At 66.5% G+C, this 14,872-nt stretch carries 16 protein-coding genes; 8 read left to right on the top strand and 8 right to left on the bottom strand.

What is annotated here, in order from left to right; all coding sequences use genetic code 11:
• Positions 1–8: 8 nt before the first annotated feature.
• Both AC5JBD_RS03840 and AC5JBD_RS03845 read right to left on the bottom strand, forming a co-directional pair.
• Positions 9–2,096, bottom strand: coding sequence for a RelA/SpoT family protein (locus AC5JBD_RS03840; RefSeq protein WP_495720431.1), 2,088 nt, complete (start codon positions 2,094–2,096; stop codon positions 9–11).
• 48 nt (positions 2,097–2,144) lie between these two features.
• The gene (locus AC5JBD_RS03845; RefSeq protein ID WP_495720432.1) at positions 2,145–2,471 is read right to left on the bottom strand and encodes a CC_3452 family protein; all 327 of its coding nucleotides are present in this window, start codon (positions 2,469–2,471) and stop codon (positions 2,145–2,147) included.
• A gap of 123 nt (positions 2,472–2,594) precedes the next feature.
• On the opposite strand from AC5JBD_RS03845, the gene AC5JBD_RS03850 reads away from it, so the two are divergent.
• Entirely contained in the window at positions 2,595–3,056 is a 462-nt protein-coding gene (locus AC5JBD_RS03850; RefSeq protein WP_495720433.1) for a winged helix-turn-helix transcriptional regulator, read from the top strand.
• Here AC5JBD_RS03850 and AC5JBD_RS03855 read toward each other — a convergent pair.
• Positions 3,053–3,616 (bottom strand): methylated-DNA--[protein]-cysteine S-methyltransferase, encoded by a 564-nt coding sequence (locus tag AC5JBD_RS03855; RefSeq protein ID WP_495720434.1) that lies wholly within the window; start codon positions 3,614–3,616, stop codon positions 3,053–3,055. The two genes, AC5JBD_RS03850 and AC5JBD_RS03855, sit on opposite strands and share 4 nt — an antisense overlap.
• A gap of 60 nt (positions 3,617–3,676) precedes the next feature.
• Positions 3,677–4,018: a DNA-directed RNA polymerase subunit omega gene (rpoZ, locus tag AC5JBD_RS03860; RefSeq protein WP_495720435.1), complete on the bottom strand. Its 342-nt coding sequence runs from the start codon at positions 4,016–4,018 to the stop codon at positions 3,677–3,679.
• Positions 4,019–4,138: 120 nt separating this feature from the next.
• On the opposite strand from rpoZ, the gene AC5JBD_RS03865 reads away from it, so the two are divergent.
• The gene (locus tag AC5JBD_RS03865; protein WP_495720436.1) at positions 4,139–5,314 is read left to right on the top strand and encodes a phospholipase D-like domain-containing protein; all 1,176 of its coding nucleotides are present in this window, start codon (positions 4,139–4,141) and stop codon (positions 5,312–5,314) included.
• A 2-nt stretch (positions 5,315–5,316) separates the two neighbouring features.
• Here AC5JBD_RS03865 and AC5JBD_RS03870 read toward each other — a convergent pair whose 3' ends face one another.
• Complete coding sequence (locus AC5JBD_RS03870) at positions 5,317–5,934, bottom strand: class I SAM-dependent methyltransferase (protein WP_495720437.1); 618 nt, start codon at positions 5,932–5,934, stop codon at positions 5,317–5,319.
• Between the two features lie 192 nt (positions 5,935–6,126).
• Between AC5JBD_RS03870 and AC5JBD_RS03875 the strand changes: the two genes are divergently transcribed.
• On the top strand, positions 6,127–7,386 hold the full coding sequence (locus tag AC5JBD_RS03875; protein ID WP_495720438.1) for an MFS transporter: 1,260 nt from the start codon (positions 6,127–6,129) through the stop codon (positions 7,384–7,386).
• Here the strand turns inward: AC5JBD_RS03875 and AC5JBD_RS03880 are convergent.
• The gene (locus AC5JBD_RS03880) at positions 7,364–9,670 is read right to left on the bottom strand and encodes a CDC48 family AAA ATPase (RefSeq protein ID WP_495720439.1); all 2,307 of its coding nucleotides are present in this window, start codon (positions 9,668–9,670) and stop codon (positions 7,364–7,366) included. The two genes, AC5JBD_RS03875 and AC5JBD_RS03880, sit on opposite strands and share 23 nt — an antisense overlap.
• Before the next feature lie 333 nt (positions 9,671–10,003).
• Here AC5JBD_RS03880 and AC5JBD_RS03885 point away from each other — a divergent pair, with 333 nt between their 5' ends.
• The 3 genes from AC5JBD_RS03885 (at position 10,004) to AC5JBD_RS03895 (ending at position 11,772) form a co-directional block, all read left to right on the top strand.
• On the top strand, positions 10,004–10,906 hold the full coding sequence (locus AC5JBD_RS03885) for a LysR substrate-binding domain-containing protein (RefSeq protein ID WP_495720440.1): 903 nt from the start codon (positions 10,004–10,006) through the stop codon (positions 10,904–10,906).
• Between the two features lie 68 nt (positions 10,907–10,974).
• Positions 10,975–11,352 carry a hypothetical protein gene (locus AC5JBD_RS03890; protein WP_495720441.1) on the top strand — a complete coding sequence of 126 codons (378 nt, stop codon included), beginning with the start codon at positions 10,975–10,977 and terminating at the stop codon, positions 11,350–11,352.
• A gap of 81 nt (positions 11,353–11,433) precedes the next feature.
• Positions 11,434–11,772, top strand: coding sequence for a hypothetical protein (locus AC5JBD_RS03895; protein WP_495720442.1), 339 nt, complete (start codon positions 11,434–11,436; stop codon positions 11,770–11,772).
• 39 nt (positions 11,773–11,811) lie between these two features.
• Here the strand turns inward: AC5JBD_RS03895 and AC5JBD_RS03900 are convergent, their stop codons facing one another.
• Together AC5JBD_RS03900 and AC5JBD_RS03905 are read right to left on the bottom strand one after the other, a co-directional pair.
• Positions 11,812–12,570 (bottom strand): SDR family NAD(P)-dependent oxidoreductase, encoded by a 759-nt coding sequence (locus AC5JBD_RS03900; protein ID WP_495720443.1) that lies wholly within the window; start codon positions 12,568–12,570, stop codon positions 11,812–11,814.
• Positions 12,571–12,604: 34 nt separating this feature from the next.
• A complete protein-coding gene (locus tag AC5JBD_RS03905; protein ID WP_495720444.1) occupies positions 12,605–13,066 on the bottom strand; it encodes a peptidylprolyl isomerase in 462 nt (153 codons plus the stop codon).
• 130 nt (positions 13,067–13,196) lie between these two features.
• Here AC5JBD_RS03905 and mgtE point away from each other — a divergent pair, with 130 nt between their 5' ends.
• Both mgtE and AC5JBD_RS03915 read left to right on the top strand, forming a co-directional pair.
• Positions 13,197–14,618 (top strand): magnesium transporter, encoded by a 1,422-nt coding sequence (gene mgtE, locus AC5JBD_RS03910; protein WP_495720445.1) that lies wholly within the window; start codon positions 13,197–13,199, stop codon positions 14,616–14,618.
• A 41-nt stretch (positions 14,619–14,659) separates the two neighbouring features.
• The gene (locus AC5JBD_RS03915; protein WP_495720446.1) at positions 14,660–14,818 is read left to right on the top strand and encodes a hypothetical protein; all 159 of its coding nucleotides are present in this window, start codon (positions 14,660–14,662) and stop codon (positions 14,816–14,818) included.
• The last annotated feature ends 54 nt before the right edge of the window (positions 14,819–14,872 follow it).

The following is a 14,872-nucleotide window of genomic DNA, read 5'->3' on the forward strand; positions in this document are numbered from 1 at the left end:
GGCGGCTCCTAGAGGCGTTCGGCGGTCGAGACGACGTCGGTCGCTCTGAGCGCCGCCAGGATGCGCATCAGATGCGGCACGTCGTGGACTTCGATGTCGAGATGGAAGGTGTGGAACTGGCCGTCGCGATTGGTCTGGTCGAGGCTGACGATATTGGCGCCATGGCCGCCCAGGATGCCGGTGATTACGGCGAGTGAACCGGGCTCGTTCTTGATGACGATGCACAGGCGCGCGGTGCCGCCGTCCGATTCGTCGCCCCAGGCGAGATCGACCCAGTCCGCGTCGATGCCGTCGGCCAGGCGGTCGCAGCCGATCGCATGAACCTCGATCCCGGTGCCCTCACGGCGCAAGCCGACGATGCGGTCGCCGGGAATCGGATGGCAGCATTCGGCGAGATCGAAGGCGACGCCCGGCGTCAGGCCCTTGATCGAGATGGCGGTGCGCTGCGGCGGCGGCTTCACGCCCTCGCGGCTGGTCGAGCCCGGCATCAAAGCTTCCATCACCTGCACGTCGTCGATGCGCTTCAGTGCGATCGCCTCCAGCAGTGCATCATCGTCATGGAGGTGCAGGCGCTTCAGCGCCTCGGCCATCGACTCCCAGCCGAGCGGCGCCGGCAGGCGCTGGACGATCTCGTCGAAGATCTTGCGGCCGAGCGCGACCGTCTCCTCCCGCTCCTTGGACTTGACGAACCGTCGGATCTTGGCGCGCGCCTTGCCGGTCACGACGAAATTCAGCCAGGTCGGCTGCGGGTGCTGCGCCTTCGAGACGAGGATCTCGACCTGGTCGCCATTATCGAGCGGCGTGCGGAGCGGCATCACCCGGCCGTTCACCTTGGCGCCGACCGTCTGGTCGCCGAGATCGGTGTGCACCGCATAGGCGAAGTCGACTGGTGTCGCGCCCTTGGGGAGCTGGATCAGTTCGCCCTTCGGCGTGAAGGCGAAGATACGATCCTGGTACATCGCCATGCGGGTGTGCTCGAGGAGCTCCTCGGCCGAGCCGGCATGTTCCAGGATTTCGATCAGGTCGCTGATCCAGGGATGCTGCGTCTTTGCGGCCGCCTTGCCTTCCTTATAGGCCCAGTGGGCGGCGAGGCCGTGCTCGGCCTGGGCGTGCATCTCCTCGGTGCGGATCTGGATCTCGATCCGCATCTGCTCGTCATGGATCACCGACGTGTGCAGCGATCGATAGCCGTTGCGTTTGGGGGTCGAGATGAAGTCCTTGAAGCGGCCGGGCACCATCGGCCAGCGCTGGTGGATGAGGCCGAGCGTCCGGTAGCATTCCTCGACGCTGCCGACGATCGCTCGGAACGCCATCACGTCCGACAATTGCTCGAAGCTGACGTGGCGTTCGGCCATCTTCCGCCAGATCGAATAAGGATGCTTCTCGCGCCCCTGCACCTGCGCTTCGAAACCGTGCGCCTCCAGATGCGCCTTGATGCCGCGGCCGATGCGGTCGATCAGGTCGCCGCCGCCCTTGTGCAGCTGCTCGAGCCGCTTGGAGATGGACTTGTAGGCGTCCGGCTCGAGCTCGCGGAAGGCGAGCGTCTGCATCTCCTGCATGAACTCGTACATGCCGATCCGCTCGGCGAGCGGGGCATAGATGTCCATTGTCTCGCGGGCGATGCGGCGACGCTTCTCCTCATTCTGGATGAAGTGCAGCGTGCGCATGTTGTGGAGCCGGTCGGCGAGCTTCACCAGCAGCACGCGGATGTCCCCGGACATGGCGAGCAGGAACTTGCGTAGATTCTCGGCCGCGCGCTGGCTCTCGCTCTGCGCCTCGATCCGCGACAGCTTGGTGACCCCGTCGACCAGCCGCGCGACATTCTTGCCGAACAGCTTCTCGACTTCCTCCGGCGTCGCCACCGTGTCCTCAATCGTATCGTGCAGGATCGCGGTCGCGATCGTCTCATCGTCGAGATGGAGATCGGTGAGGATGCCGGCGACCTCGATCGGATGGCTGTAATAGGGATCGCCCGAGGCGCGTTTTTGCGAGCCGTGCGCCTTCATGGAGAAAACGTAGGCGCGGTTGATCAGGGCCTCGTCCGCTTCGGGATCGTAGGCCCTTACCTTTTCAAGCAGTTCATATTGCCTCAGCACCGGACCAAATTGGGTCCGGCGCCGATGCGTTGCAACAGAAAACGCCTTTTACCGTTGCGCAGCGGTGAGAACCTGCTTCGCCGCGGCTTTCTTCGCCCGCGCATTGCACTTGCCGAGCTCCTCAGCCGACAGGTTCGTGCCCTTGAAGGCGAAGCTGCGAAGCGTGCCGACTTCCTTAGCAAGCACCGCACAAACGACACCCGGACGGCTGTTGCTGGCAGTGGCGGTGCAGCCTGCCTCGTCGCACTTCCACAGGGTGTCACGCAGTGCGAACTTCGACGCGGCCGGCGCCGCGTCCGGCTGCGCCTGGAAGAGCGGAGCAGCGAAGGCCGGAGTGGCGACAAGCGCGAAGGCGAGAATGGCTGCACGGACCATCGAAGGCTCCCTTTTCGGCAAGTTGTTCTGCACAACTTATATCGCTGTCAGTATCGATTCGCAACCAAAACGGCTTCACCACATGACAATGCCGAAAAAAGGCGTAAACCTCGGCAGATCAAGATGAAGGCCGACCATCAAAAGACTGTGGTGACCGACTGCGCGATTCCAGCTGCGCTGGAGGCGGTCGGCGAGCGCTGGTCGTTCCTGATCCTGCGCGGCGCCTTCAACGGCCTGCAGCATTTCGAGGAATTCCAGTCCACCCTCGGCATCGCCCGCAACATTCTCTCCAACCGCCTCGCCCGCCTGGTTGAGCACGACATCCTGAAGCGTGAGCCCGATCCTGCCGACCGCCGCCGCGTCGCCTATCTACTGACGGACAAGGGGCGAGCCCTGTTGCCGGTGCTGATCGCGCTGCGGCAGTGGGGGGAGGTCTGGGTATCGGGCGTGCCCGGCAACCCCGTGCTGGTCGATCGCGAGGGACGCCGTCCCGTCGCGCCAATCGCGGTGCGGGCGCAGGACGGGCGGCTCCTGTCGCTCGACGAGCTCGACTGGATCGACCGTTCCGAGGTGAGCCAGGCTTAAGCCGGGGCGGTACTCCAGCCGAGGTCTTCGAACAAGCTCGGCTGGGCTCCTCGTCGGGCGCGTTCGATCTGCAGCAGCCGCATCTTGGTGGAGACGCCGCCCGGCGCGCTGAAGCCGCCGCTGCGCCCGTCGGCGGCCAGGATGCGGTGGCAAGGGATGATGATGGGAACGGGATTGCGGCCGAGCGCTCGCCCGACAGCCCGGGCCGCCCCGGCCTGACCGATCGCGCGAGCAAGCTCGCCATAGGTGCGGGTCTCGCCCTGCGGAATGGCCAGCGCTTCGGCATAAACCTGGCGCTCGAATGGAGCCGAATCTTCGAGCGACACGGGGACCGAAGAGAAATCCACCGGCTCGCCTTCGAGCAGCCGCGCGATCATGCCGATCACCTGGCGGACGAAATCAGGCGCAGGGCGCTCCTCGGCGCCGGGAAAACGCCGCTCCAGATAGGGGCGCGGACTCTCGCCGTGGGGCCCGGGAAGCGCCGTGCCCACCACCTTCTCGCCCCGCCAGGCGATGCCGCAGCGGCCGAGGGCGGTGTCGAAGATGGCAAAGCCGATCATGCGGCAAGCATAAAGCCTGCCGACATCCTCTCCTAGTCTGCTTGGCGCAGACGGAAGCGCTTACTCGTAATCGCCGCCGAGATTGGTGTTGCGCGGCGGCGCGGCGGCGGTGAGGCGAAGCGCCTCGGCCGAAGCGCTGAGCGAGCCGACCTCGTCCGGCGCATCCTCGTCGTCGACCTGCACGCGCTGCAGGTTCATGATCACCGCTTCTTCGAGCTGCTTCGGCCGGACCGTGGTCTCGGCAATCTCGCGCAGGGCGACCACCGGGTTCTTGTCGCGGTCGCGGTCGATGGTCAGCTCGGCGCCGCCCGAAATCTGCCGCGCGCGCTGGGCGGCGAGCAGCACCAGATCGAACCGGTTCGGGATCTTGTCGACGCAATCTTCGACGGTAACGCGCGCCATGAAGCAGCTCCGCTTAAAGCTAATGCTCGGTGGGAAAGGCCGCGAACTAGGCACAGGCCGCCCGAATGTCAAGATTTTCAGGGGTTGCGCTCCCTCGCTCACACCATCATCTGGACCCGGATGGCCGATGCGAACCCGCAACGAAATGCGCCGGACGTCGCCGCGACCGTCGACGGCAACCGGCTGACGCTGCTGCCGGACGGGCCGCAGCGGCTTGAGGCGCTGATCGCGTTGATCGAGGAGGCGCGGGAGTCGCTCCGCTTCCTCTATTACATGTTCCTCGACACTGAATCGGGGCAGCGGGTGCGCGACGCCTTGATGACGGCGGCCGCGCGAGGTGTGAAGGTCTCGCTGCTGGTCGACGGCTTCGGCAGCGACGCAGCGAAGGCCGACTTCTTCCAGCCGCTGATCGACAGCGATGTCAATTTCTGCCGGTTCAGCGCCAAATATGGCCGCCGCTACCTGCTCCGCAATCACCAGAAGCTTGCGCTCGCGGACGGGCGGCGTGTGCTGATCGGCGGCTTCAACGTCTCCGACGACTATTTCGGCACCGTCGAGTCCGGCGCCTGGCGCGACCTCGGGCTGGAGGTGGAAGGCGATAGCGTCAAATGCCTGGTCGACTATTTCGACCGGCTGTTCGCCTGGGCGCAGAAGCCGCACGGGCGCATCCGCGAGTTGCGCCGCGTGCTCCAGCAGGGCAGCGTCACGGAAGGCAAGCTGCACTGGCTGTTCGGCGGTCCGACGCGCCGACTCAGCCCCTGGGCGCGCGCCGTGCGCCAGGACATGAAGCATGCACGCCGCCTCGACCTCATCGCGGCTTATTTCGCGCCGAGCCTGGGCATGCTCCGTCGCATCTCCGGCATCGCGCGCCGCGGCACCGCGCGCGTCGTGACGGCCGCCAAGTCCGACAACACGGCCACCATCGCCGCGGCGCGCAGCACCTATTGGTGGCTGCTGAAGCGCGGCGTCCAGGTTTACGAATATCAGCCGACCAAGCTCCACACGAAGCTGTTCGTGGTGGACGACGTCGTCCACATCGGCTCGGCCAATTTCGACATGCGCAGCCTGTTCCTCAATCTGGAGATGATGCTGCGGGTCGACGACAAGGCCTTTGCCGCCGCGATGCGCCGCTTCGTGGATGGCGAGGTGGCGAACAGCGAGGAAATCACCCGCGAGGGGCACAAGGCGCAGCGCACCTTGTTCAACCGGCTACGCTGGGGGATCGGCTATTTCATCGTCGCCGTCGCGGACTACCGCATCTCGCGGGTCCTGAACTTCGGCCTGAACGGCCGGTAAGCTCAGTCCTTCCAAGCCCAGAAGAGGGTCGCGGGCGGGATGTTGATCCACTCGAAGCCCTTGTCGATCCGGTCGAAATGCGGCGCGATATATTGCCGCACCTTGGGCGAGAATTGATAGACGAGGAACGCGCCGCCCGGCCGCAGCGCCTCGGCGGTCTCGGCAGCGATCTTCGGGCCAATGCCGGGCGGCAGCGTCGAGAAGGGCAGGCCCGAGAGGATGTAGTCGGCCTGGGTGAAGCCGCGCTCCGCCATGATCTTGCGCACGTTCGCCGCCGAGCCGGACACGGCTTCGAGGCGGGAGTCCGTGAACTTGCCGTTGAGATAGGCGGTGAAGTCGGGATTGGTGTCGATCGTCAGCAGGGTCGCGTCCGGCGCGAGCTTGTCGAGGATGTGCTGGGTGAAGGTGCCCACGCCCGGGCCATATTCGATGAAGAGCTTGGTATTCTGCCAGTCGACCGGTTCCAGCATCTTCTCGATCAGGATCTTCGAGGAGGGGATGACCGATCCCACCATGACCGGATGCTTGATGAAGCCGCGCAGGAACTGCCAGAGCGGTCCCCCGTTTGCGCGTCGCGTAAATGCCCGGTCTCGTTGGGCTTGTTCGGCGGAAAAGGTCATTACGGCTCCCGGTGGCAAACGCGGCAAGGTGCGTTGGCAAAACAACGCTGCAATGGCAAGGGCGGGTCATTGCGGGTCCACAAAAATGCGGATTTGCGGGACCAGCCGCCATTTTTGCGAGACCTTCGCCGTGAAATCGTGCCGAATCAGGGATATGGATCGCCGGCGCCCGGCCGCGGGCAGCCTCGGGTGGTGAACGGCTTTTCTCTTTCGCGCGAGCGCTTCGCCCTGCTTTTCGCCGTGATGCTGGTCGCCGCGGCGGGCAACACGGCCATGCAGTCGCTGATGCCCTCGATCGGCCGTGAACTCGGGGTCGCCGATCTTTGGGTGGCGGTCGCGTTCAGCCTTTCGGCCGTGCTCTGGGTCATCGCGGCTCCTTACTGGGCGAGGCGCGCGGACCAGCGCGGCCGCCGCGCGCTGATGCGGCTCGGCCTGTTCGGCTTCATCGCCTCGATGCTGATCTGCGGTGGTGTGCTTGCGGCGGGACTGGCCGGGCTGCTCGCGCCGATGGCCGTGTTCTTCATCTTCATGCTGGGACGGGGGGTGTACGGTTGGTACGGCTCGGCCTCGCCGCCCGCGGTCCAGGCCTATATCGCGGCGCGCACAGATGGCGACCAGCGCACCAGCGCGCTCGCGGCGATCGCGTCCTCCTTCGGGCTGGGCACGATCATCGGGCCCGCCATTGCACCGCTCTTCATCTTCGATCCCCTCGGTCTGTCGGGGCCGCTGATCATCTTCGCGCTGGTTGGAGTGGCGGTGCTGACCGCGCTGGTCCTCCGTCTTCCCGACGATACGCCAAAGAACCCCGCCCGCGGCCGCATCATCGAATATCCTTCGATCGGCGGGCCCGGCCGGCCTGACCTGGAGGGCGAGGATCGCGGCTCCACCAAGCTCGCCTGGCGCGACCCGCGCATCCTGCCCTGGAGCATCGCCGGCATCGTCGGCGGCCACGGCTATGCCGCCTTGCTGGGCATTATCGGCTTCCTCGTCATCGACCGCCTGAAGCTCCCGCCCGACCATGCGCAGCAGTCGATCGCGCTGGTGCTCATCGCCGGCGCGGTCGCGACCCTGTTCGCGCAATGGTGGCTGATCCCGCAGCTCAAGCTGTCGCCGCGCGCGCTCGTCTTCTGGGGGTCGCTGGTCGCCGCGATCGGATCGTCGGTGCTCGGCCTCGCCGGCGGCGTGTACAGCCTGACGATGAGCTTCGCGCTCGCCTCGATCGGCTTCGGCCTCTACCGGCCGGGCTTCACCAGCGGCGCCTCGCTGGCCGTCGAGCCTGACGAGCAGAATGCCGTTGCGGGCATGGTCGCGTCCGTGAACGGCGTTCCTTATATCGTCGCGCCGGCGGTCGGCGTTGCGCTCTACCAGATATGGATGCCGCTCCCGTTCATGATGACGGGATTCCTGATGGTGGGCCTCGCCTTCTGGATCAGCCTTCGTCTCCGCCCTTAGGGCCGCGTGGCGTTAGCATGCCCGGCGAGATGAAGCCGATGCCGCCGCTGCTCATCGCATCCTGCTTCAGGTGCGCCTGGATCTTCTCGTAATCGGCTTCCATCTCCGGCGTGACCGAGGCGCGCGTCTCTTTCAGCGCCCGCTCGAAATGATCGCCCGTGACGGCTTGCGCCTCCAGCGACTCCCGAAGCGCGAAGAGCCCGGCACGACGCACCAGATCCTCCAGATCGGCACCAGTGAACCGATCGGTGCGCCCAGCCAGATCGTCGAGGTCGACGTCCTGCGCGAGCGGCATCGCCTTTGTGTGGATGCCGAGGATATGCCGCCGTCCAGCCTGATCAGGAACGGCGACGTAGATGAGCTCGTCGAAGCGACCCGGCCGGAGCAGCGCCGGATCGATGAGGTTCGGCCGGTTGGTGGCGCCGATCACGACGACGGAGCCGAGCTCCTCCAGTCCGTCCATCTCCGCCAGGATGGTATTGACGACACGCTCGGTGACCTGCGGCTCCCCCATGCCGCCGCCGCGCGCGGGCACCAGGCTGTCGAGCTCGTCGATGAAGATCACGGTCGGCGCCACCTGGCGGGCGCGGGCGAAGAGGCGGGCGATCTGCTGCTCGGACTCTCCGTACCACTTCGACAGCAAGTCGGACGACTTGGTGGCGATGAAGTTCGCCTCCGCCTCACGTGCCGTCGCCTTGGCGAGCAGGGTCTTGCCGGTGCCGGGCGGCCCGTAGAGCAGAAAGCCCTTGGCCGGGCGGATGCCGAGCCGCTTGAAGGCCTCCGGGTCCTTGAGCGGCAACTCGACGCCCTCGCGCAGCCGCTCGCGCGCGTCGTCGACGCCGCCGATATCGTCCCAGCCGATGTTCGGCTGCTGCACCATCACCTCGCGCATGGCGGACGGCTGGACGCGCTTCAGCGCCTCGTCGAAGTCGCTGCCCTTGACGGACAGCGTCTCCAGCACCTCGGGCGGGATCGTGCCCTCCTCGAGGTTGATCTGGGGCATGATGCGGCGCACCGCCTCGATTGCCGCCTCGCGGGTGAGGGCGGCGAGATCGGCGCCGACGAAGCCGTAGGTGCGGCGGGAGAGCTCATTAAGATTGACGCCGCCGTCCAGCGGCATGCCGCGAGTATGGATGCCGAGAATCTCGCGCCGCCCGCGCTCATCGGGGACGCCAACCACGATCTCGCGGTCGAAGCGGCCGGGGCGCCGCAGCGCCTCGTCGATCGCTTCGGGGCGGTTGGTGGCGGCGATGACGACCAGATTCTGGCGCGGCTCGAGACCGTCGAGCAGGGTCAGGAGCTGCGCGACGAGGCGCTTCTCGGTCTCGCCCTGCACCTGTCCGCGCTTGGGCGCGATCGAATCGATCTCGTCGATAAAGATGATCGAGGGCGCAGCCTTGGCCGCCTCCTCGAACAATTCGCGGAGGCGCTTCTCGCTCTCGCCATAGGCCGAGCCCATGATCTCCGGGCCGGCAATGTGGAAGAAATTGGCGTCGCTTTCGTTCGCCACCGCACGCGCCAGCCGGGTCTTGCCGGTGCCGGGCGGTCCGTGGAGCAGCACGCCCTTGGGCGGATCCACGCCGAGCCGCTCGAAAATCTCCGGGTAGCGGAGCGGCAGCTCGACCATCTCGCGCAGCTGGTCGATGGTCGCGCCGATGCCGCCGATATCGTCATAGGTGACGTCCGCCCGCCGCGCCTCCTTGGGCTCGGTATATTCGGAGCGGAGCTCGACCTCGGTATTGGCGTCGATGTGGACGATGCCCTTGGGCGTCGTCGAGACCACCGACAGTTTGATCTCCTGCAGCGCAAACGCCGGCGCGTTCAGCATCTGGCGCAGCTCGGGCGGGATGTCGCTGCGCTGCACCTGCTGCTGGCCTGTGGTCGCGACGACGTCGCCGGCAGTGACCGGCTTCATGCCGAAGCTGCGCTTCAGCGCATTGGCCGAGCCCTGCAGCCGCAGATTCTTCTGCGCCGGGGCGAAGACCACGCGCTGGGCAGGCTTCGAATCGGCCTTGCGCACCACCACGAAATCGCCGGAGCCGATCTCGGCATTGGCGCGCTGGAGGCCGTCGAGGCGGATGATCGAAAGCCCCTCATCCTCGGGATAGGGCGAGACGGCGCGTGCCGGCGTGGTGCGCTTGCCGACCAGCTCGACCACGTCGCCCTCGCTGATGCCGAGCGTCGACATTACAGCCCGCGGCAGGCGCGCGATGCCGCGGCCGCTGTCGTCGGGCCGCATGTTCGCCACCTGCAAGCGCGTCGGGGCTCTTTCGTCGTCGGCCATGCTGTCTTCCTCTCTCGGCTTCCTCAGCCAGATAAGAAGGGACAACCAAGCTTCCACCCCGCAGGTTCATTCCGTGCGGCGAGCAGCGCCCCATGCCGCTGGCGAGCGCAAAAAAAGGGCCGGTCCCGAAGGGCCGGCCCATGAAAGTTTTTAGGAGAGGATGCCTGAAAGGCAGGGTCCTTATCTGCAACTGATATCGATTGTGCAATTGCGAACGGATATGTTACGATTGCACACGCTGCATCTTGAAATCCGGCCCGTATCAGCCACGTTCCTGCCAAGGGGCGGGGAAGTTGCAGCGCACAAAGGTGCGGAAGAGGTAGGCTTCGTAAGATGCGCAGATTGCCCCCTTTGACGGCCATAGAAGCCTTCGTTCAGGTCGCCCGGCTGGGCTCGATGAAGGCCGCCGCCGAAGCGCTGGCCTTGTCGTCGCCCGCGCTCACCCGCCGTGTGCAGGCGCTCGAGCGGTTCGTCGGACATCCCTTGTTTGAGCGCCGGCATCAGGCAGTGGCGCTCAATGCCGACGGCGAGCGCCTGCTTGGCGAGATCGGTCCCTCGATCGACGCACTGGCGCTCGCAATGGAGCGAGCGGCCGGCCAGGGCGAGATGATGCGGCTCCGGCTTGCCGTCCCGTCGCTCTTCGCTTCGCAGAGGCTGATGCCGAATCTGCCGTCGCTGAGGGCGCGCTACCCGGATCTTCACATCGATCTCGATACCGGCGCCAATCGCCTCGCACGGCTCGATGACGGCGTAGATGCCGCGATCGCGATCACGACGGAGGTGGACCCGGTGCTCTACGCCCGCCGGATCGACAGCAACTGCGTGATCGCGATCGGCTCGCGCGAGGTGCAGGAGGGGCCGAACGCGATCTGCGAGCCGGCACAGCTTGCTGGCGCCACCATCTTCGTCCACCGCGATATGCCTGAAAGCTTCAGCTACTGGCGCGAGGCGGTCGGGCTGCCCGACCTTCAGCCGGCGGCGATCGACCATTTCGACTCCGGCCAGCTGATCCTCGACGCGGCCGCTGAGGGCCTGGGCGTTGCTTTCATGTTGGAGAGCCATTTGTTCGGCTCAAGCGACGACCGGCTCGTCCGCCTGTTCGACCAGAGCGTGCCAAGCCCCTACAGCTATTGGTTCGCCTGCCGCCGCTCGGCGCTGAACCGCCGGCCGGTCCGGATCTTCCACGACTGGCTGCTCGATACCATCGCCGCGCCGGACATCCGGCAGGCCGCGTGAGGGCCCCGCCCTTGATTTCGCGGCGCGGCGGTTCGACATCGTCGGCTCATTCTGGCTAGGCAGCGTCAGTGGGTAAATTGAGTTCGGCACTGGCGGCGTGGCGGAGGGGGCCGATCCTCTTCCTGGCGCTGTGGCTGTCGCTGATCCCCGCGGCGGCTCAGGCCCGCATAGGTGCCGAGCCGGCCCGCCACGAGGCTTCCGCACTGGTTCCGGCGCTGGAGGCGGCCGCTCATGCCGCCGCCACGCTTCCCGAAGTCGCGACTGCGACCGCTCAGGACAGAGATGAGCTCGACGGCGGCGGCGACCTTCCCCTAGCCCTCAGCAGTGGCCGGCCGGCTCCGGATCCTATCCGGGCTCGCAACCCACGGCGCCTTCCGCCAGCAACGGCACCGCCTTCGGCGCCTGCGGCCGAAGCCAACCAGGCACGAGCACCTCCCCACGCCTGACGATTGCGCCCCCTGTGCGGGCGCATCGATCATGTCGGCAATGCGCGCTGGCCCCTGCCGCGCGCCAGGAGGTATTGTGCAATGAAATCAGCAAATGTGGTGGAGGTGCGGGACGTCACCTCGATTGGAAGCGCGGACGTCAAGCTCGGCAACTGCGCGAAACGGCAGCGGATCGAGGAGCTGCTCCGCGAATGGCCCGAGATCAAGGACGCGGAAACGGCGGAGATCCGCCATTTCCTGGCCACCGGAAGCCATCTGGACGTGGGCCTCGTCTCCGGCAGTGACGAGCTGCGCGAGACGGTGGAGCGCTTCCGCAAGCAGCACCAGCAGCATTTCCGCCTGAATGCGCGGGAGGTCTTCACCTTCCTGCTGGTGACGCTGGGGCCGATCGGCGCCATGTTCTGGCGTTATCTGGGCTGAGCCTGGACCGGGCTGCTCCCTGCCGGGAGCAGCCCCGGTCTAGAATTTGCTCGCCGCGACGATCTTGCGGATGAGGGCGCGGGGCAGGAAGCGGTGCGCCTGGGCAGTTGCCTTGTTGCCAAGGCCGGGCACGACCACTGCTCGATTGCGGGCGAGACCGGCGAGCCCAGCTTCGACGACAGGGCGCGCGTCGGCGCTGAAGCGGCGAAGCTGCGCGCCCGTATAGCCCGCGGCGACGCCGAACTCGGTCGCCGTGGGACCGGGGCAGAGCGCAGAGACCTGGATGCCGGTGCCTTTCAGCTCCTCGTGCAGCGCCTCGCTGAACGAAAGCACGAAAGCCTTGGTCGCGAAATAGACCGCGGAGCCGGGGCCCGGCTGGAAAGCGGCGGTGGAGGCGACGTTGAGGATGGCGCCGCGGCCGCGCTCCAGCATCGGTGGGAGCGCGCGGCGGGCGAGCTCCGTCAGCGCGCGGATGTTGAGATCGATCATCTCGAGCTGGCGCTCGGGGCTCTGCGTGGCGACGCGGCCGCCGCCGCCGAAGCCGGCATTGTTGATGAGCGTGTCGACGGTGAGGCCGAGCCCTTGGACCTCGGCGAGCAGCGCGGCCGGAGCATCGGGGCGGGAGAGGTCGACGGCGACGATATGCGTCTTGCCGCCGATCTCCTGAGAGAGGGCCTCAAGCCGCTCGCGGCGCCGTGCTGTCAGCACCAGCTCCTCGCCACGCCTGGCGCAGGCGCGGGCGAATTCGACGCCGAGGCCGGCGGACGCGCCGGTGATGAGGGTGACGGGACGGCTCATGCCCCGTCATAGCTCAATGCGCCGATAGGCGAAATCAGGCGCGCAGCGACGCCTTGACGATCTTCCCGGGATTGCGCGGCGGCTCACCCTTGGGGAGAGCGTCGACATGTTCCATGCCTTCGACCACCTCGCCCCAGACGGTATATTGGCCGTCGAGGAAGCGGGCATCGTCGAAGCAGATGAAGAACTGGCTGTTGGCCGAGTTCGGGTTCTGCGAGCGTGCCATCGAGGCGACGCCGCGGACATGCGGTTCGCGCGAGAACTCGGCCTTCAGGTCGGGCTTCTTCGAGCCGCCCATGCCGGTGCCGGTCGGGTCGCCGCCCTGCGCCATGAACCCGTCGATCACACGATGGAAGACGACGCCGTCGTAAAAGCCTTCCTGGGCAAGCTCCCTGATGCGCTCGACATGGCCGGGGGCCAGGTCCGGGCGCAGCTTGATCACGACGTCGCCGCCGCTGTCGAGATTGAGCACCAATGTATTGAGTTCGTCGGCCACACGGCTTCTCCTTTCGGTTTGGCTGCCGCTTAGGCGAGCCGGCGCGGCGGCGCCACCGCTTTGCGATATCGACAGGCGCCAAAGCCCGGCCTAGGAACCCCGAACGGCGCAACTTCCAGCGGAGAGGGCGATGAGCGACAGCGATCTCGAAGCGCCCGACACCGCCGTGCCCGCAGCGCCTCCCGAAGAGAGAATGGATGAGGACGACCGGCTGAAGCCGGAATTCGTCCGCTCCGTGCTGGATCGGGTGGAGGCAGGGGACACGGACGGCGCGCGCGAACTCGTCGAGCCGCTCCACCCCGCCGACAAGGCCGACCTGTTCGAGCTGGTGAACAGCGACGAGCGCCGCGCGCTCGCCGCCGCCATGGCCGACCTGCTCGACGCCGACGTCTTCGCCGAGATGAACGACTGGGTGCGCGAGGAACTGATCGACGCGCTCGAGCCGCACGAAGTCGCCGAGATTGCCGGCGAGATGGACACCGACGATGCGGTCGCCATCATCGAGGACATGGAGGCGGACGAGCAGCAGGCCGTCCTCCGCGCGCTCGACCCCGACGACCGCGCCGCGATCGAGGAAGCGCTCGCCTTTCCGGAGGAGTCGGCCGGCCGCCTGATGCGGCGCGACTTCGTCGCCGTGCCGGAGCATTGGACGGTAGGGCAGGTGATCGATTACCTCCGCGCCGGCGACGATCTCACCACCGACTTCTGGGAAATCTACGTCGTCGACCAGCGTCACCATCCGGTGGGCACGGTGATGCTGAGCTGGATCCTGCGTACCCCGCGCAGCTTCGCCGTCGGTGACCTGATGCAGCGCGAGCAGACCCTGATCCCCGTCGACATGGACCAGGAGGAAGTGGCGCTTCGCTTTCAGAAATATGCGCTGATCTCCGCCGCAGTGGTGGACGGTGTGGGGCGCCTGGTCGGCATGATCACCGTCGACGACATCGTTCACATCATCCAGGAGGAAGCGTCGGAGGACGTGCTGCTCCTCTCGGGCGCGGGTGACGAAGGCGACATCAACCAGCCAATCCGCGACAGCTACCGCGCTCGGGTGCGCTGGCTGGTCGCGAACCTGTTCACTGCTTTGGTGGCGTCGGCGATCATCGCCGCATTCGGGGCGGCGATCGAGGAGATGGTGGCGCTGGCGGTGCTGATGCCGATCGTCGCTTCGATCGGCGGCAATGCCGGCACGCAGACGATGGCGGTGGCGGTGCGCGCACTGGCGATGAACCAGCTGACCCGCTCCAACAGCTGGCGGACAATCTGGCGGGAAATCCGGCTGGCCCTGCTGAACGGCCTCACCATTGCGGTGCTGATCGGCGTCGGCGCGGGCCTGGTGTTCTCGAACCCGCAGCTTGGCGCCGTGATCGCCGCGGCGATGCTGATCAACATCGCGGTCGCTGGCCTCGCCGGCGTGCTGGTGCCGGTGGTGCTGGAAAGGCTCGATCAGGATCCGGCGGTGGCCTCGTCCGTGTTTGTTACGATGATCACCGATTCGATGGGCTTTTTCGCCTTCCTTGGTCTTGCGGTCGCCTCCGGATTGGCCGGCTAAACCATTGATCTACGGCCGCTAATGCGGCAAGTGGCGGGCTTATGGGATCCCTCAACATCAGCAAGGTGGCGGTCGGCTGCGCGAGCTTCGACGCGCTCAGGAAGCGGCAGGAGGCGCGGGCAAGCGGCGGCGTGGTGCCGATCACGACCCGCTTCAAGCCGAAGCGCTGTAGCTGGCCAAAAACCTTGGCCAAAAATTAGCTGCCGTCAGAGGTCGTTTACCGGCCAATAAATCGGGCCTAATAAGCGCCTCAT

The sequence above is a fragment of the Allosphingosinicella sp. genome, assembly GCF_059502505.1.